The 17,672-nt window shown below is 34.2% G+C and carries 13 protein-coding genes; 9 read left to right on the forward strand and 4 right to left on the reverse strand.

Going from position 1 to position 17,672, the window contains the following annotated elements:
- The first annotated feature begins 58 nt into the window (after positions 1–58).
- Complete coding sequence (atpG, locus tag E0Z07_RS05600) at positions 59–919, forward strand: ATP synthase F1 subunit gamma (protein ID WP_131540421.1); 861 nt, start codon at positions 59–61, stop codon at positions 917–919.
- A gap of 307 nt (positions 920–1,226) precedes the next feature.
- Here atpG and E0Z07_RS05605 read toward each other — a convergent pair whose 3' ends face one another.
- Entirely contained in the window at positions 1,227–2,291 is a 1,065-nt protein-coding gene (locus E0Z07_RS05605) for an endonuclease/exonuclease/phosphatase family protein (RefSeq protein ID WP_131540422.1), read from the reverse strand.
- Positions 2,292–2,425: 134 nt separating this feature from the next.
- On the opposite strand from E0Z07_RS05605, the gene E0Z07_RS05610 reads away from it, so the two are divergent.
- Both E0Z07_RS05610 and E0Z07_RS05615 read left to right on the forward strand, forming a co-directional pair.
- Positions 2,426–5,260: a TonB-dependent receptor gene (locus tag E0Z07_RS05610; RefSeq protein WP_131540423.1), complete on the forward strand. Its 2,835-nt coding sequence runs from the start codon at positions 2,426–2,428 to the stop codon at positions 5,258–5,260.
- A 13-nt stretch (positions 5,261–5,273) separates the two neighbouring features.
- Complete coding sequence (locus tag E0Z07_RS05615; RefSeq protein ID WP_131540424.1) at positions 5,274–7,367, forward strand: DUF5689 domain-containing protein; 2,094 nt, start codon at positions 5,274–5,276, stop codon at positions 7,365–7,367.
- Between the two features lie 101 nt (positions 7,368–7,468).
- On the opposite strand, the gene E0Z07_RS05620 is transcribed toward E0Z07_RS05615, so the two are convergent.
- Positions 7,469–8,227, reverse strand: coding sequence for a 5'-methylthioadenosine/adenosylhomocysteine nucleosidase (locus tag E0Z07_RS05620; protein ID WP_131540425.1), 759 nt, complete (start codon positions 8,225–8,227; stop codon positions 7,469–7,471).
- A 501-nt stretch (positions 8,228–8,728) separates the two neighbouring features.
- Between E0Z07_RS05620 and ricT the strand changes: the two genes are divergently transcribed.
- The 6 genes from ricT (at position 8,729) to E0Z07_RS05650 (ending at position 15,808) form a co-directional block, all read left to right on the forward strand.
- Entirely contained in the window at positions 8,729–10,330 is a 1,602-nt protein-coding gene (gene ricT / locus E0Z07_RS05625) for a PSP1 domain-containing protein (protein ID WP_131540426.1), read from the forward strand.
- Positions 10,317–10,811, forward strand: coding sequence for a gliding motility lipoprotein GldH (locus E0Z07_RS05630; protein ID WP_131540427.1), 495 nt, complete (start codon positions 10,317–10,319; stop codon positions 10,809–10,811). The genes ricT and E0Z07_RS05630 overlap by 14 nt, the downstream gene beginning before the upstream one ends.
- A 33-nt stretch (positions 10,812–10,844) precedes the next feature.
- Positions 10,845–13,160: a transglycosylase domain-containing protein gene (locus tag E0Z07_RS05635; protein ID WP_131540428.1), complete on the forward strand. Its 2,316-nt coding sequence runs from the start codon at positions 10,845–10,847 to the stop codon at positions 13,158–13,160.
- A 69-nt stretch (positions 13,161–13,229) separates the two neighbouring features.
- Positions 13,230–13,931, forward strand: a complete 702-nt coding sequence (locus tag E0Z07_RS05640) for a CoA transferase subunit A (RefSeq protein ID WP_006257824.1) — start codon at positions 13,230–13,232, stop codon at positions 13,929–13,931.
- A gap of 20 nt (positions 13,932–13,951) precedes the next feature.
- Positions 13,952–14,605, forward strand: coding sequence for a CoA transferase subunit B (locus tag E0Z07_RS05645; RefSeq protein ID WP_131540429.1), 654 nt, complete (start codon positions 13,952–13,954; stop codon positions 14,603–14,605).
- A 111-nt stretch (positions 14,606–14,716) separates the two neighbouring features.
- Positions 14,717–15,808: an AI-2E family transporter gene (locus E0Z07_RS05650; RefSeq protein WP_131540430.1), complete on the forward strand. Its 1,092-nt coding sequence runs from the start codon at positions 14,717–14,719 to the stop codon at positions 15,806–15,808.
- A 52-nt stretch (positions 15,809–15,860) separates the two neighbouring features.
- Here the strand turns inward: E0Z07_RS05650 and E0Z07_RS05655 are convergent, their stop codons facing one another.
- Both E0Z07_RS05655 and E0Z07_RS05660 read right to left on the reverse strand, forming a co-directional pair.
- Entirely contained in the window at positions 15,861–16,700 is an 840-nt protein-coding gene (locus E0Z07_RS05655) for a universal stress protein (protein WP_131540431.1), read from the reverse strand.
- Between the two features lie 142 nt (positions 16,701–16,842).
- The gene (locus E0Z07_RS05660; protein WP_131540432.1) at positions 16,843–17,634 is read right to left on the reverse strand and encodes an NAD(P)H-binding protein; all 792 of its coding nucleotides are present in this window, start codon (positions 17,632–17,634) and stop codon (positions 16,843–16,845) included.
- Between the last annotated feature and the right edge of the window lie 38 nt (positions 17,635–17,672).

Consider the following 17,672-nt stretch of genomic DNA (forward strand, 5'->3'; position numbering starts at 1 on the left):
AATGTTTGTCTACAAGTGATATCATGTCACTTGTAGATAAATTTATATACAATTTACAATGGCAAACCTTAAAGAAATACGTAATAGGATTTCATCAATCGGATCGACAATGCAGATTACTTCTGCTATGAAGATGGTATCTGCAGCTAAGCTTAAAAAAGCTACTGATACTATTATGGCTATGCGTCCATATTCAGAAAAGTTGACTGAGTTGATTCAAAATGTTAGCGCAACTTTAGAAGGTGATAATTCAGGAGTATATTCTCAAACTAGAGAGATTAAAAATGTTCTTCTTGTGGTTATTACTTCAAACAGAGGTTTGTGTGGTGGTTTTAACGCGAATATTATCAAACAGATTAATACGCTTAAAGCTACTCAATATAAAGACGTTAATGTTGATTTATTGACAATTGGTAAAAAAGGTCACGATATATTACGTAAATCTTTTACTGTAATTGAGAACAAAAGTGATTTGTTTGATCATGTAGATTTTGCAAATTGTGCTGTTATAGCTGAACAAATGATGGAAGCTTTCGTTGAAGAGAAGTATGATTCAATTCAGATCGTTTACAATCAGTTCAAAAATGCTGCTACACAAGATGTAGTAACAGAGCAGTTTTTACCATTGTTACCTGTTGAAACTAGTGAGAATGCTAGTTCTGACTATATTTATGAGCCTTCTAAAGAAGAGATTATTAATACATTAATTCCTCTTTCTTTAAAAACTCAATTATTAAAAGCTGTTGCAGACTCTGTAGCTTCTGAACATGGAGCTCGTATGACTGCGATGCACAAAGCAACTGATAATGCTAAGGACTTACGTGATGAATTAACGTTAAGTTACAACAAAGCTCGTCAAGCTGCTATTACAAATGAAATTCTAGAAATTGTTGGTGGTGCTGAGGCATTAAACAACTAATCTGAATATTATACTTTTAAAAAAGGGATACTCGTCTGAGTATCCCTTTTTTTGTGCTATTAATTGATTTAAGGAGCTTTTTGCTATAAGATGTCTGTTTGTTTGTCGATGGATGTAAAGTTGCTTAAAAAGCTTTTAATGTAGTTAGTTAGTTAGTTAGTTAGTTAGTTAGTTAGTTAGTTAGTTAGTTAGTTAGTTAGTTAGTTAGTTAGTTAGTTAGTTAGTTAGTTAGTTAGTTAGTTAGTTAGCTGTAATAAAAAAGCCGCTTAAGATGTCTTAAACGGCTTTATACTTATATCAAGTAATCTTATTTTAATTCTCTAATTAGATAGATGTATACAGGGAAGTGGTCACTAAAACCAGGTTCTCCATTTGTATTTCTAAGAGGATAACCTTTGTACTGTCCTGTTGGTTGAACCATAAATGGTTTTTTATAGATTCTTGCTTTCCAGTACGCCCATGATGAATAATCATCTCTAACGTAAGGTTCACTAATTATCATTTGGTCAAAAACGTCCCATGCATCACGGTAAGCCAATGTCCCTAATCCATCTTTTGACATTTTTTCCATAGGATTAAAAAGACCTTGTGGAGTAAGTTCAGATTTTTTACCAGCTGTTTTAAGTACCTTTTTCATACTGTTATTGTATGGACCGTCGTTCATATCTCCCATAGTGATTACTTTCGCATTTGGGTTGATAGTGTATAATGAATCGATGATCTTTTTGTTTAATGCAGCAGCAGCTTCACGTAATGGGCTACTTCTTTTTTCTCCACCTACTCTAGAAGGCCAGTGATTTACGATAAAATGTACTTCTTCTCCATCTAATAACCCTGTTACCAACAGTTGATCACGAGTATAAATACGAGTACCTTTTTCTCCTGTATGTCTGTCTACTTTATTCATATCGTAGATATAAAGAGGATGTGGAGTCGCATTAGTTACAGAAAAGTGCTTTTTCTGATATAGTAATCCTACATCGATACCACGTTTGTCAGGAGAATCAAAATGAGCTATACCATAATCTCCAGCAGCAAGTTGTGGGTCGCGTACTAAGTCTTCTAGAACAGCTCTATTTTCAACTTCGGCTACACCAATTATTGCAGGCATTTTTGGGTTTTCATCAGTACCAATCTGAGACATCACTTTCGCAAGATTGTGGATTTTCTTTTGGTACTTTTTAGATGTCCAAGCTTGTGCTCCAGTAGGAGTCCACTCTTCATCGTAGATCTTTGGATCTCTAATTGTATCAAACAAGTTTTCGCAGTTGTAGAACGCAATTGTTTGAATCTCATACTTTTTCTCTTGTGCTTGAGCTCCCATTGTGATAAGAGCAAACAACAAAAAGATTCTTTGAAGTTTGATGTGCATGACTAGGTTAATTTAAGTAAAGAATTGTCTTATTTCTTTGACAAAAATAGCTAATATTATTATAATAACATACCTTTGTATTAGAAATAACCTTACGGTATTTCTTAACATAGCACTTTAATCATTTTTAATTTATGAAGAAACTTTTATTTAGTTTATTCTTTGTGTTACAGGTAGTTATATCTTATGCACAAGGAGTTCAGGAAATTAAAGGGAAAGTAGTGGATGGTACCACTCAGATGCCAATGAATGCGGTATCTGTAAAAGTACAGGCTACTAATGTTTCCTCTTTAACAGACAATGAAGGGAGATTCACTTTAGAAAATGTTAAAACGGGTAACCATGATGTTGTAATCTCTTATGTGGGATATGTAACAAAGCGTTTACCTGTAGAGGTAGGTGATGGTATCATCGATCTTGGTACAATTTCTTTAGACGAGGATTTCGCTTCTATTGCAAATTTAGGGCTTATTACACTTACGGAGAATGACCTAAGTGATGATGACTCTAGTAATGACACTTCATCGGGTTTATTACAAGCTACAAAAGATCCTTTCCAACAAGCAGCTGCTTATAACTGGGGATCGGCATTCTTTAGAGTGAGAGGGCTTGATAATGAGTACGGTAAAACCATGATCAATGGAGTGGTGATGAACAAAGTACAAGATGGTCGTCCACAATGGGGGAACTGGGGAGGTCTAAATGACGCTACTCGTAATCAAGTTTTTTCTTCAGGATCTACACCATCTGATTTTAACTTTGGAGGGATTTTAGGTACTCAAAACATTTCTACGAGAGCATCTCAAATCAGAAAAGGCGCTAAAGCAGGTTTCTCAGGTTCTAATACGAACTATACTTGGAGACCTTATGCGATCTATTCTTCAGGACTAAATAAGAATGGATGGGCATTTGCATTATCGGCTTCTTATAGAGGAGCTAAAGAAGGATATTTTGATGGTACTAATTATGACGCTTTATCTTTATTTGCTGCTGTTGAAAAGAAATTCAATGATAATCATAGTTTGAACTTTACAGCTATTTATGCACAGAATAAGAGAGGAAAAAACTCTCCTATTACTGAAGAACAAGCAAGTTTAAAGGATTTTAAATATAACTCTTATTGGGGATGGCAAAATGGAGATAAGAGAAACTCTCGTTATAAAGATGTTTCTGAACCAATCTTCCAGTTAACACACTATTGGAAGATTGATGAGTCTAATACTTTGACAAGTACTGCCTCTTATCAATTTGGACATATTGCTAATAGTCGTTTAGGTTATGTAGATGGTATAAATCCAGATCCAACGTACTACAAAAAAATGCCTAGTTACTTCTTGAATAAAATAGACCCTTCTTATTGGTCTATGTCTCAAGAAGATTTTAATAATCTACCAGATAGTGAGTTCAAAAGTGATACTCAAGCATTGTTAGATCAAGCTAAATATGTGAGAGAAGATTTTCAGAATAATGGACAAATTAATTGGGATGATATCTACACTATTAATAAAGCTAATGGTGGAGCTAGTAAGATTATGCAATATGAAGATAGACAAGATGATAAAACATTTTCTTTTAATACTAATTTAAAATCTGTTTTATCTGATAAAGTAACTTTAGACGCTGGATTTAATTACAGAAGAGTTCACTCTTTATATTATAAAAAAGCTGTTGATTTATTAGGAGGAGATTACTATATGGATCTTGATACATATCAAGATGCTGGTAAACAAGATAGTGATTTAAATAATCCTAATCGCAAAATTACGACAGGTGATAAATTTGGGTATAATTACGCAATTGACTCTAATGTTATTGACGTGTTTACACAGTTTAACTTTGATTATGATAAGTTTGATTTTTATGTAGCACAAAAAATAGGATATACTTCTTATGAGAGAGATGGAAAGTATAAAAATGCTGTGTATGAAAATAATTCTTATGGAAAAAGTGGCTTAGTTGATTTTAATAACTTTGGATTTAAAGGAGGAGCTGTTTATCATTTAACAGGTCGTCATGCGTTCAGTGTAAATGCTGCATATTATAATCAAGCGCCTTCAGTAAGAAATACTTTTGCTAATGCAAGATTAAATAATTTGGTAACTAAAGATTTAACGAATGAAGATGTGTTTAGTATCGATGGTAGTTATATCGTTAGAACACCAAAATTAAAAGCTAGAGTTTCGGGATATTTATCTGAAATCAAAAATAGTACACAGATTAACTTCTATTATGCAGATGGTGTTGGTATCGTGGACGACAATGGAGACTTCTTGTCTAGTACAGGAGGTGCATTTGTATCAGAGATCTTAACTGGTGTAAATAAGCGTAATATCGGAGTAGAAGTAGGTGCAGAGTATCAGTTAACACAAACATTAAAAGCTACTGCAGCTGCAACTATTGGTCAGTCTATCTATACTAACAATCCTAACTTACGTCTAAACTCTGATAATGTGGCTAAAACGTTTGATTACGGAACAGCTTATATGAAAGATTATAGAACTGGTAATGGGCCTCAGACAGCATTATCTTTAGGTTTAGAATATAGAGACCCAGCTTACTGGTGGGTAGGAGCGAACATAAACTACATGGATCATGCTTACACTAATATTTCTGGACTAAGAAGAACTGAGAACTTCGTAAAAGACCCTGCTACGGGACAACCTTTTAGTAATTTAACAGAAGATAAACTTAGATCTGTTTTAAAACAAGAACAATTAGCTGATTTTACTGTTGTAAATCTTACAGGAGGAAAATCTTGGAGATTGCCAAATAGAAATATTATTGGTTTTTTCGCTAGCGTAAATAACTTGTTTAACAAACAATATAAAACAGGAGGATTCGAACAAGCAAGAAATGCTAACTACGAACGTGAGATGTTAAACACTCAAAGTGGAACAAACACTTTTGCCAATAAATATTGGTATGCATATGGACGTAATTTCTTTGTAAATGTTTATTACAACTTCTAAAAAACTTTTCAAGATGAAGACAATTTTTAAATCATTATTATACTTTTCATTCGCAGGACTTATCCTTACAGGGTGTGCGAAGAATGATGACTTCTCAGTTCCACCAGTGAACTGTAATGAACCTAATATTGCAGCTAATCAAACGATAGATGGATTATACTCTACTGTTAAAGAAGATAGTAAAGTGGTTGCTCAATATACTAAGGACGAAACTATCTCTGGTATCGTTGTCTCTAGTGACCAAGGTGGTAACTTTCACCAACAACTTTATATTGTTGATGAAAATACACAAACTCCTGTTACTTTAAAGGTGGATATTAAAGGAGCATTTGCCCTTTATCCTGTTGGATCTAAAGTGTTTGTTAAGCTTAATGGAACTTATATTCATAATAGCTACGGAATGATCACTATTGGAGGAGGGATTTATACTTCTGGTAGTGGTAATAAATATGCTGATGTTATTACAGGTTCTAAATTAAGAAATACATTATACAGATCTTGCAATGTTATTACAGGTGATGAGTTTGATAAATACATCAATGTTGTAACGTTAGAGCAACTTCAAAGTGATAAAACTTTAATAGGAAAATTAATCCGAGTTAATGAAGTTCAGTTTGATAGATCAGTAGTGGGTAAGACTTATTATGATAAAGATGATAAAGAAAGTAATGATGCACAAGGTCAGACATTGAGAAAAATGGTTGACAAGAAAGGGAACTCATTAGTTGTTAGAACGGGACAGTATTCTAATGCGATTAAAGATCAAATTATTCCTGAAGAAAGTGGTTCTATTACGGGTATCGTTAGTGAATTCCAAGGGACACTTCAATTCTATCCTAGAACTATGGAAGATATGAAATTGGATCAAGATCCTTTTGAAGTTACTGAAGAAGTTATAGATGAAGGAGATCCTAGTATTATTGCAAAACCTGGCAAGTTTAACGCCTTTCCTGGAGCAGACTTTGAAGATTGGGATGCATTTTTAAAAGTGATTTACCAGAATAAATTAAGTGATGCTACTGCACAGAAAGCCGATGGGCAAGGATGGGAGAATAGTCGTGGTATGGCTGTAAAAGGTACTAGAAGTAATAATGGATATTTATTTTCTGTTGAGAAAGTGAACGTACCTAAGGATGCTACAAAAATTTCATTCTTAATGAAAGGGAAAGCTGATAAATCATTATCTGTTAATGTTTATAAAGCAAATGGAATTAATTATTACGCTTATAACGTTGAAAATATTAAAGGGACAAAAGTAATTAAACCTAATATGGTTGAGACTGTATATGATGGGAAACCTTCTGGTAATACTACTAATATTTACGATGGTAAGATAGATACTCAAGGTAAATGGGTTAAAGTAACTTTAGATTTATCAGAATTAAAAGGTGATTTTAATACTGGTGCTAAAGGTAATTTTATTGCTTTTAGAAATGGAAGTAAGGCTAATTATGACTTAGTAATTGATGAGATTAAATTTGAAGACGGTACTCCAGTTGATAACAGTGGTACTGGACCTGAAGAACCAGGTGATAAAGCAGAAGGAGAAGGAGTAGCTGGTGTTGATTTAAACACACCTAATGTACTTGCTGACTTTAGTAATTGGGCTAATTTTGTTAAATCAACAAATACTTATGGAGTTTTACCTTTAGCAAAAGAAGGAAAAGGACAAGGACAAAATGGAGGAGGAGCTTTAGTTGTTAAAGGAACACCTAAGGGTAATGATTTCTTATTTAGTACAGAAAACCAAACAATTTCTAGTTCAGCTACTAAGATCGTTTTCTATATTAAAGGAACAGCTGCGAAGTCATTATCTATAAATGTATATGATGGTACATCAACTACTAATGCAAATGGTGAGATTATCTATATTTCTAAACCTTACAATCTAACTACTAAAGCTGCTAAAGGAGAAAAAGAAGTTGTATTCACAAAACCTGATGCTTCTAACTCCTATACAGGTACTATAGATACTAAAGGAGGATGGACTAAAGTGGTTATTGAGAATCCTACTATTAACAAAACTAAAAAAGGAACTGTAATAGGTATTAAAGTTGGTAAAGAGGCTGTTTACGATTTATTAATCGATAAGATTTCTTTCGAATAATCTTTATTCAATATAATAACTTAAAAAGCTCGGCTATGCCGAGCTTTTTTTATGTTCTTTACTTAGAATATATGTCCTAGAATTATTGTTTTAGAACAGGTCTAAAACATCTTATTGATGATCTCTTGGCCATAGACAAGAGATACTTCTTCTACGAAAGATTGGAAGCTAAAACTTGCCTCTTCATTTGCGTTATCAGAGATTGTACGTATCACAATAAACGGTACTCCGAACTCAAAACAAACCTGTGCTACTGCGGCCCCTTCCATTTCTACACATAACACTTCCGGCAACTGTGACTGAAGATTGTTTTTTTGTTCAGATGTAGAAAAGAATTGATCTCCACTAGCTATTGTTCCATAATGAACAGTAGGTTTAGTAATATTAAATTTAGCTAACTCTGATGGTGTAATTAGTTGGTGTAGATTCTCTAGCCCAAACATATTATCTATATGATCACAAGTCTCTTTTGACCAATCTGTATCAGTATCAAAATAGGATTTGCCTAGCAGAGGTATTTCAAATTTTGGTCTTAGAGGAGAAGCATCCATATCATACTGTACCAAATTCTTTGCTACGACTACATCACCTACTTTTACATTAGGATGAATGCCTCCAGCAACACCAATAAAAGCAATTCGATCTACTTTAAACTCTAATAAAAGTGTCGCCACAGTAGCAGCTGCAGCTACTTTACCTATTCGAGAGTAAACTACTACTACTTTTTGGTCATGGATATAACCTTCATAGTAAGTTCGATTACCTATTTTTCTTTCAGATCTATCTCTTAGTTGAGTGATAATCCCATTTACTTCTTGTGGAATGGCTCCTAATATACCTATTGTATTTGTTGAGTGCATAAGTTTCGTGCTATTTTGAGTAACCAAAAATACAAAAATTATATCCAACCTATTTTGATAGTTATTGTAGCGGTGTACTTACTTGCCGTATAAATGTAGAATACGTGTAACATTCTTGCTAATGGTAGGTTTTTAGTAAGAATTCGAATATAATTGTTCTCGAATTATGTCTTGATATAAGTATGTTAACTTTTATAAAGAGTTATTAAAAGAATGTTTTAATGATAATATAATCATGCTTAGTTGTATTTCTTTTTATATCTTGTCAATTCGCATATGTAAAAACACCTATTTTTATAACAAAATAGTATAAAAATATAAGATGAAATAAAGGGTTATAGTAGGCTGTAGTCTATTTTAAATAAGATAATTAACGGAATGGGGATGTGAAAAAGTTGTAGAATAAAAAAATATTTAAGAGAGATGTAAAAATAGTATCTTTACAGCGAGTAAATAAATGCAATAATTCCCGTAAGGGATTCAATATATAAAAATTATTAGATGGCTTGTACAAATTGTTCAACAGAAAAAGATAGTAGTGGACTCCCGAAGGGATGCCAGAATAAGGGAACGTGCGGAACAGACGGCTGTAATAAATTAGCAGTTTTTGATTGGTTGTCAAATATGGTTTATCCTAATGGCACCGAGATATATGATATAGTAGAGGTTCGTTTTAAGAATGGTAGAAAAGATTTTTATCGCTACCCAAAAGAGATTGCAATTTCTATGGGAGATATTGTAGCTACAGAATCTTCACCAGGGCATGATATTGGTATTGTGTCATTGGTAGGGGAGTTAGTAAAGGTACAGATGAAAAAGAAAAAAGCTGATCCAAATGGAGAGGTTTTAAAAATCTATCGCAAGGCAACTCAAAAAGATATTGATATATGGCAAGAGGCACGTAATAGAGAAGAAACTGTAAAAGTTAGAGCTCGTGAGATAGCTATAGCTTTAAAGTTAGAGATGAAAATCTCTGATGTAGAGTTTCAAGGTGATGCTTCTAAGGCGACTTTTTATTACACAGCTAGCGAGCGTGTGGATTTCCGACAATTAATTAAGGATTTTGCACGAGAGTTTAGTATCCGTATTGAAATGAAGCAGGTAGGATTTAGACAAGAGGCTGCTCGATTAGGTGGAGTTGGTTCTTGTGGACGTGAATTATGTTGCTCTACTTGGCTAACAGACTTTAGAAGTGTAAATACATCTGCAGCACGTTATCAACAGTTATCACTTAATCCGCAGAAGTTAGCAGGGCAGTGTGGTAAGCTAAAGTGTTGTTTGAACTTTGAATTAGATACTTATTTAGAAGCATTGAAAGATATGCCTGATTCTGATACAAAACTAATGACGATAAAAGGATTAGCAATATGTCAGAAGATAGATATATTTAAAGGGCAAATGTGGTTTGCTTATATTAATAATTCTGCGAACTGGTATGTATTATCTACCGAGATGGTGAAAGAGATTCTTGCTTTGAATAGAAAAGATCAAAAAGGACAAGAACTAGAGAGCTATATGCTAGAAGTAGAATGTGAGGAGATAGACTTTAACAATGCGTCTGAACAAGATAGTGTTACTCGTTTTGACCAGCCAAAACGTAAGAAAAAACCTTCTAGAAATAACAAGAAGAAGGATGGACAGGCTAGAGAGGGACAAGAAGCACAGGCTCCAAATACATCTCGTGAGAAAACACCTAGTGGGGAAGCTCGTAATAATAAGCAACCTAAACAAGGTGAAAGAGAGCCTAGAGATAAGCAACAACCTCGTAATAGAAACAAGAATAGAGCAGAGGGGAATAAGGAGAGAGAAGGTGCAAATCTAGAGAAACAGAATACAGGAGAGCAAAAAAATATTCGTAAAGAGGCAAAAGGAGGAACTAGAGAGCAGAAAAGTCCTAGAGAACCTAGAAATGAAAATAAGGGGCCACGAGAAGGTAAACCTCATTTTAAGGAAAAGAAGAAACCTGTAGAAGGAACTAATGAAGGAGGTACTGATGGTGAAGGTACTGCTAAGGCAAAACAACATCATAAAGGAAACCGCCCGAATAGAAATAAACGATTTAAAAAAGATAATAATAGTGACAATTCTAATGCAGAGAATTAGTAGTTATTTATTGGTATTGAGCACTGTGTTGTTTTCAGTTGTGTCTTGTCAAAGAGATACGAATATGGTCTTTGACCAATATCAGAAGACTTCAGGTGTCTGGGATAGAACAGATGTAAAAACATTTGTGTATGACGTATATGATACTGTACAGCGTCATAATCTTTATTTGAATATAAGAGTAAATAAAAGTTATCCTTACAGTAATTTATTTGTAATCTTTAAAATGCATCAACCTAATTTAGATGTAGTAATTGACACTTTACAGTTTCAAATGGCCAATCCTGATGGGACATTGTTAGGGAATGGTTTTTCTGATGTAAAAGAGAGTAAATTAGAATTGAAGGAAGGATTTGCTTTTCCTGCTAAGGGAAGCTATAAGTTTACCATAGAGCAGGTTGTTCGCGAATTAGGAGAGGTAGAAGGGGTTAATTCTTTAGAAGGAGTATCAGAGGTAGGCTTTCGTATAGAAAAACAATAATAGAGTATTAGATTTATAAGTATTATAGACTTTATGAGTTCAAGTAAAAACAAAAAAGGAGATAAGAAACAACCAAAGAGTTTGGGTGGATATTTAAAAATGTTTTGGATTCTGTTCTTAGGAATGGTTGCTGCGGTTATTTTCTTTTTCTTATGTGCATCTTGGGGAGTTTTTGGACAGATGCCAACCTTCGATGAATTAGAGAACCCAGCTAGTAATGTAGCGACAGAGATTATCTCATCAGATGGTAAAACGATAGGTAAGTTTTATTTAGAAAACCGTGTACCTGTTAAGTATGAAGATTTACCAGAGTATTTAGTTAATGCTCTAATAGCGACAGAAGATGAACGTTTTAAGGATCATTCTGGTATTGATGCCCGTGGGACACTTAGAGCTATTACTTCTGTAGGAAGTAGTGGTGGGGCTAGTACTATTACACAGCAGTTAGCTAAATTATTGTTTCACGGAGAGGGCTCTAGAAGTTTACCTAAGCGTATTACTCAGAAGGCAAAAGAATGGGTTATCGCTGTAAAACTAGAGAGACAGTATACAAAAGAAGAGATTCTTACGATGTATCTAAATAAAGCTGATTTTGTAAATAATGCTGTAGGTATCCGCTCTGCTACTCGTATTTATATGGGTAAAGAACCTAAAGATCTTACTATAGATGAGGCAGCTATGTTTGTGGGGATGTTACAGAATCCTGCTTATTTTAACCCTGTTCGTAGACCAGAGTTAGTACATAAGAGACGTAATGTAGTACTGCATCAAATGGCTCGTAATGGCTTTATTTCTAAAGAAGAAAGTATAAGATTACAAGAGTTGCCATTGGCATTAAACTTCACTCCCGAAAGTCATAGAGAAGGTATCGCTACTTATTTCCGTGAGTATTTACGTGATTATATGCGTCGTTGGGTAAAAGAGAATCCTAAAAAAGATGGTACTACTTATGATATATATCGAGATGGATTAAAGATATATGTATCTATAGACTCTCGTATGCAGAAGTATGGTGAAGAAGCTGTAGAAGCACATATTGCTAACTTACAAGAAGAGTTCTTTATAGATCAGAAGAATAATAAAATGGCTCCATTTTATAAAATTAATCAACAAGAGGTTGATAATATTATGATGAGAGCAATGAAGACTTCAGAGCGTTGGAGACAGATGAAGGAACAAGGGAAATCTGAAAGTGATATCATCAAATCATTTGATGTGAAAACAGAGATGAGAATCTTCTCTTGGAAAGGAGAGAGAGATACTGTGATGACTCCTAAGGACTCTATCCGTTACTATAAGCATTTCTTACAAGCGGGTATGATGGCAATGGAGCCTCAGACAGGACATATTAAAGCATGGGTAGGAGGTATAAATTATAAACACTTCCAGTATGACCACGTAGGGCAAGGAGCGAGACAAGTAGGTTCTACATTTAAACCATTTGTATATGCTACTGCTATAGAGCAATTGCACTATTCTCCATGTGACTCTATAATAGATTCACCATTTACTATGCCTAAAGGTAGATATGGCATCTCTAGAGACTGGAGTCCTCAGAACTCGAATCGTTCTTATAGAGGTATTATGACATTAAAACAAGCTTTAGCAGGATCTGTAAATACTATAACTGCTAAGCTAATGGATAAAGTAGGGCCTAAGGCTGTTGTGAATATGTGTAGAGATTTAGGTATCTCAGGAGATATTCCACAAAGTCCTGCGATTGCATTAGGGGCTGTTGATATTACTGTTAGTGATATGGTTGCTGCTTATAGTACATTTGCGAATCAAGGTATTTATGTGAAGCCTATCTTTATTACACGTATAGCTGATAAGAATGGAGTTATTTTATTCAATGCTATACCTGAGACGAAGGATGTAGTGAGTAAGGATGTAGCTTATGCTATTATTAAGTTGTTAGAAGGAGTTACTGAGTCAGGATCAGGGGTAAGACTACGTACTACTTGGCAAGGTGCAGGTTATAAACGAGTAACAGGTCACCCTTATAAGTTTACTAATCCTATTGCAGGTAAAACAGGAACGAGTCAGAACAATAGTGACGGTTGGTTTATCGGTATGGTACCGAATTTAGCAACGGGAGTATGGGTTGGTAATGATGATAGAGCAGCTCACTTTAGAACGATGACTTATGGACAAGGAGCAACATTAGCATTGCCTATTTGGGGTATATTCATGAATAAGTGTTATGCTGATAAGAATTTAGAGGTAGCTAAGTCAGGCTTCCCTGTACCAGAACACCTTTCTATACGAGTAGATTGTACGAAAATTGTTCAACCAGAAACAGATGATGTTTCTGAAGGGGCTTTAGACACAGAAGAATTTGATTTTTAATAATAGAAACGCCTTTTTTTAAAGGCGTTTTTTTTTGTATTTTAGGAACATATTACTAAACCAAATATTATGATCAATAAAAAGGTAGCTAATGTTCAAGAAGCTTTAGCAGATATACAGAATGACATGACTATCATGTTAGGAGGATTTGGCCTTTGTGGTATTCCAGAGAATAGCATAGCCGAATTGGTAAAGAAGAACGTAAGTGGTCTAACGTGTATTTCTAATAATGCAGGTGTAGATAATTTCGGCTTAGGATTGTTATTGCAGAAGCGTCAGATAAAAAAGATGATCTCTTCTTATGTAGGAGAGAATGCAGAGTTTGAGCGTCAGATGCTATCTGGAGAGTTAGAAGTAGAGCTTACTCCGCAAGGTACCTTAGCAGAGAAGTGTAGAGCTGCTCAGATGGGTATTCCTGGTTTTTATACTCCAGCAGGTTATGGCACTGAAGTAGCAGAGGGTAAAGAGGTAAGAGAGTTTAAAGGTAAGCCACATATATTAGAATTAGCTTTTGATGCTGATTTTGCCATTGTAAAAGCATGGAAAGGTGATGAAGCAGGTAATCTAGTTTTTAAAGGAACAGCACGTAATTTTAATGCTTGTATGGCAGGAGCAGCTAAGATAACTGTAGCAGAAGTAGAAGAATTAGTTCCAGCAGGACAATTAGATCCGAATGAAATACATGTACCAGGGATATTCGTTAAGCGTATTTTCCAAGGAGAACAGTATGAGAAGAGAATTGAGCAACGCACAGTTCGTTCAAAGAATTAATCACCTTTTAAACTTAAGTTATGTTAGATAAAGTAGGAATTGCAAAACGTATAGCAAAAGAAGTTAAGGATGGCTTCTATGTAAATTTAGGAATAGGTATACCGACATTAGTAGCAAACTATGTACCTGAAGGTATGAATGTTGAGTTTCAGAGTGAGAACGGTATATTAGGTATGGGGCCTTTTCCGTATGAAGGAGAAGAAGATCCAGATTTAATCAATGCGGGTAAGCAAACAATTACAAGTTTGCCAGGGGCATCTTTTTTTGATTCAGCTACTAGCTTTGGGATGATACGTGGACAACATGTAGACTTGACTATTCTAGGTGCAATGGAAGTATCAGAGCAAGGAGACATTGCGAACTGGAAGATTCCTGGTAAGATGGTAAAAGGTATGGGGGGAGCTATGGATCTAGTAGCTTCTGCCGAGAATATAATTGTGGCAATGATGCACGTGAATAAGGCTGGAGAGTCTAAGATATTAAAAGAATGTACATTACCCTTAACAGGAGTGAAGTGTGTGAAAAAGATAGTAACAGAATTAGCTGTTATGGAAGTAACAGATCAAGGTATTAAACTGTTAGAGAGAGCACCAGGAGTGTCTGTAGAAGACATTATAAAGGCTACTGAGGTTACTTTAATCATTGAGGGAGATATTCCTGAAATGACATTATAAAAATTCAATAGAAGAGCTCTTAGAGCTCTTTTTTTATTTCAGCTTCTTTATTTCTGAATGTGTATATGCTGATTAAGTCTGTAATTGTTTATTTTTATATAAAAAATGCACATGAATAAGTTTGTCCAATTCCCTTTGTATCTAAAGATAACCTGTGTTTTACTTAGCTTGGTTGTATTTAGTTATATCGCTATTTTGCTTGAGAACATATTTGTACCAATGTTTTTAGGTGTATTGGTAGCTTCTTTATTAGTTCCTTTTAGTGAGTTTTTAGAGAGGAAATTTAGGTTTTCTCGTGCTATTGCATCTATAGTAGTTGTAGTCTTAGCTTTGCTTGTTTTGAGTGGTGTTCTATTGTTGATAGGAATGCAATTAACACATTTACAAGATGATTGGCCAGCATTCCAACAGCAGTTGCTAGCTGGAGTCTCTAGTATTCAAGAATGGATATATACTAAATTTGGTATCGCTAAGGAGAATCAAATGAATTACTTAGAATCAGCTGCATCTAATTCACTAAAGACAGGTACAGATATATTAGGAGCTGCTATGAGTTCTTTGTCTACTTTATTGATATTTCTTGTATTTACGTTCTTATATTCTGTGTTCCTATTGATCTATAGGGGGCATTTGGTACGCTTTGTATTAATGTTATTTCACAGTGGCTATAAGGATAAAGTGTTAGATACGATACATGCTATTCAGAATATGGTGAAGAAGTATTTAGTAGGGCTGATGTTACAGATGATGATTGTTACCACATTAGCATTTATCGCGTTTTTAGTACTAGATATTAAGTATTCTTTTATGCTAGCATTGATTACGGGGGTACTGAATGTATTACCTTATATCGGTATTCTAATAGCTTTAATTATTACTATTCTAGTCACATTTGCATCTGCTTCTGGAGCCAAGGTATTACTTGTATTAATTGCCTTTGTAGTTATCCATGCTATTGATGGTAATATTGTGATGCCGAGAATAGTTGGATCTAAAGTTAAAGTCAATTCCTTAGCCGTGATAGTAGGGCTTATTTTAGGAGAGATGGCATGGGGTATATCTGGGATGTTATTAGCTATACCAACTTTAGCTATTATCAAGATTATATGTGATCGTGTAGATAGTTTAAGACCTTGGGGTTATTTACTGGGAGAAGAAACTTATCCTGAGAAGATTAGTATAGAAGAAGAAAATAAAGAATAAGTATAAAAGTAAAGAGGTTAGCCATTGGCTAACCTCTTTTATATTAAGCTATCTATTTCTTAGACTTATAAACAAAGAAAGGAACTTTTAAGCGTTTAGCTAAGTGCTGTGTAACGCTCTTAGATAAGATATTCTCTATAAAAGTTTTATTTCTTTTGATTGTTGCTACCATATCTACAGGTTCGTGTTCTATAAAGTCAAGTAGTGTCTTTTCTATATTTTCTGCATTGAAGATATGGAAACTTACAGGAGCATCTTTATATTTCTCTTTCCATTTATTATAAACTTCTTCACATGAGATACATCCTTTTGATTTAACATGTACTATTTTTAAATGTGCTTTATTAGTTTTAACACCTTGAATAATATCATCCAATGTAGCTTCTTCTTCCACTTCAAAGCGTGAAGTAAAGATAATATTGTTTAGATCCTTAAAATGTGCTTCTTTAGGTACACTTAAGACAGGTATATCTACTTTAGTAATCGTATTTATCGTATTAGAGCCTAATAATTTCTTGTGAAAACTAGCATTAGCACCATCAGTACCCATTACTAGAAAATCAATATGATTTTCTTCAATAGCATTCTGTATTTCAGGAATAAGCAATCCTTCTTTTACTTTAAAGAATACAGGCACGTGTTCTAAGTTTAGTTCAGCTCTCATGTCTATAAGAGCAGGACTATTAGCATGTAATTGCTCTAGTTTCTCGAAGTCATTTTTCTTAATGACGTTTTCTACTAGATGTGGACTAATCCCTCCTGATATGATAGGCGGATCATAAACATGTAATACATAGAGCTCGGCTTCTCTATAGTTAGCTAACTGCAATGCGTACTTAAAAGCATTGTTTGCAGTCTCTGAATAATCTGTCGGGAATAATATCTTTTTCATAATAGAAGACTTTCTTGTAGCATACAAGGTACTAAAAAAAACGATGATAAATTATTTTTACATCAATAGAGTTTATGATACAATTCTATTGATTAACTTGAAATATCTAGGATATATCTTTGAATAATTATTCTTTTTTTACCTAAAATTTATATGATAAATCAGTGGTTATAGCTATCTTATTTCCACTAATTTTTTTGTAAAAATCGCTATTATTCTCTCCTAGTGGAGGTAAAGTCAGACTGTGTTTAGTCGCCTCTTGTGTGTAATAATCTAGTCTGTTTTTATATTTAGGAGATACGATATTGTAGATGTGCTTACCTGTGAATCCCTTTTCTATAATAGCAGTAGATAACGTGATGATATCATTAAGGTGAATCATATTGATAGGTAACTCAGGGTTCTCTAATATATTTCTCCTAATGATATAGTCTATAGGTTTTCTTTCTTCACTGAATAAGCCTCCTAGGCGTAGGATACAAGTGTTTATACCTTCTTCATTTAATAGAACATCTTCAGCTTCTCTAATTTGTACTGCTGTAGGTTCATTTGAGAATAGCTGATTGTCTTCTGTAATCTCTTCCCTTTGTGGTGCATATACAGACACAGAACTCATCATGATGACATGCTTGATATTGTGTTTACGAATATAAGGAAGTAGTTTTTTAAAGTTCTCAGCATACGTTGGTTGAGGCTCATCTCTAATAGGAGGGATAGTAATGATAAGAAGTTCAGCATTGCCAATGAATGAATCTAAAAACTGAACATTATCTTCATATAGATTGATATGATAAGGCTTGATCTGATGTTCCTCTAAGATATTCATTTTAGCTAGAGTTGTCGTCGAGCCCTTGACGTGATACCCTTTTTCTATTAAATTTTCGGCTAATGGTGTACCTAACCATCCACTGCCGAGTATGCTTATATGTTTCATATTAAGTGGTGTAATTTTTAAAATAGTTATAAAAATAA

Origin of the sequence: Myroides odoratimimus (assembly GCF_004337635.1) — a bacterium.
In the GTDB taxonomy this organism is placed as follows: Bacteria; Bacteroidota; Bacteroidia; order Flavobacteriales; family Flavobacteriaceae; genus Flavobacterium; species Flavobacterium odoratimimum.

Excerpts from the sequence above, each read along its gene's own strand:
- E0Z07_RS05640 (WP_006257824.1), top strand. The coding sequence starts at position 13,230 with ATGATCAATAAAAAGGTAGCTAATGTTCAAGAAGCTTTAGCAGATATA.
- E0Z07_RS05605 (WP_131540422.1), bottom strand. The coding sequence starts at position 2,291 with ATGCACATCAAACTTCAAAGAATCTTTTTGTTGTTTGCTCTTATCACA.
- E0Z07_RS05635 (WP_131540428.1), top strand. The coding sequence starts at position 10,845 with ATGAGTTCAAGTAAAAACAAAAAAGGAGATAAGAAACAACCAAAGAGT.
- ricT (WP_131540426.1), top strand. The coding sequence starts at position 8,729 with ATGGCTTGTACAAATTGTTCAACAGAAAAAGATAGTAGTGGACTCCCG.
- E0Z07_RS05610 (WP_131540423.1), top strand. The coding sequence starts at position 2,426 with ATGAAGAAACTTTTATTTAGTTTATTCTTTGTGTTACAGGTAGTTATA.
- E0Z07_RS05660 (WP_131540432.1), bottom strand. The coding sequence starts at position 17,634 with ATGAAACATATAAGCATACTCGGCAGTGGATGGTTAGGTACACCATTA.
- E0Z07_RS05650 (WP_131540430.1), top strand. The coding sequence starts at position 14,717 with ATGAATAAGTTTGTCCAATTCCCTTTGTATCTAAAGATAACCTGTGTT.
- atpG (WP_131540421.1), top strand. The coding sequence starts at position 59 with ATGGCAAACCTTAAAGAAATACGTAATAGGATTTCATCAATCGGATCG.
- E0Z07_RS05630 (WP_131540427.1), top strand. The coding sequence starts at position 10,317 with ATGCAGAGAATTAGTAGTTATTTATTGGTATTGAGCACTGTGTTGTTT.
- E0Z07_RS05620 (WP_131540425.1), bottom strand. The coding sequence starts at position 8,227 with ATGCACTCAACAAATACAATAGGTATATTAGGAGCCATTCCACAAGAA.
- E0Z07_RS05645 (WP_131540429.1), top strand. The coding sequence starts at position 13,952 with ATGTTAGATAAAGTAGGAATTGCAAAACGTATAGCAAAAGAAGTTAAG.
- E0Z07_RS05655 (WP_131540431.1), bottom strand. The coding sequence starts at position 16,700 with ATGAAAAAGATATTATTCCCGACAGATTATTCAGAGACTGCAAACAAT.
- E0Z07_RS05615 (WP_131540424.1), top strand. The coding sequence starts at position 5,274 with ATGAAGACAATTTTTAAATCATTATTATACTTTTCATTCGCAGGACTT.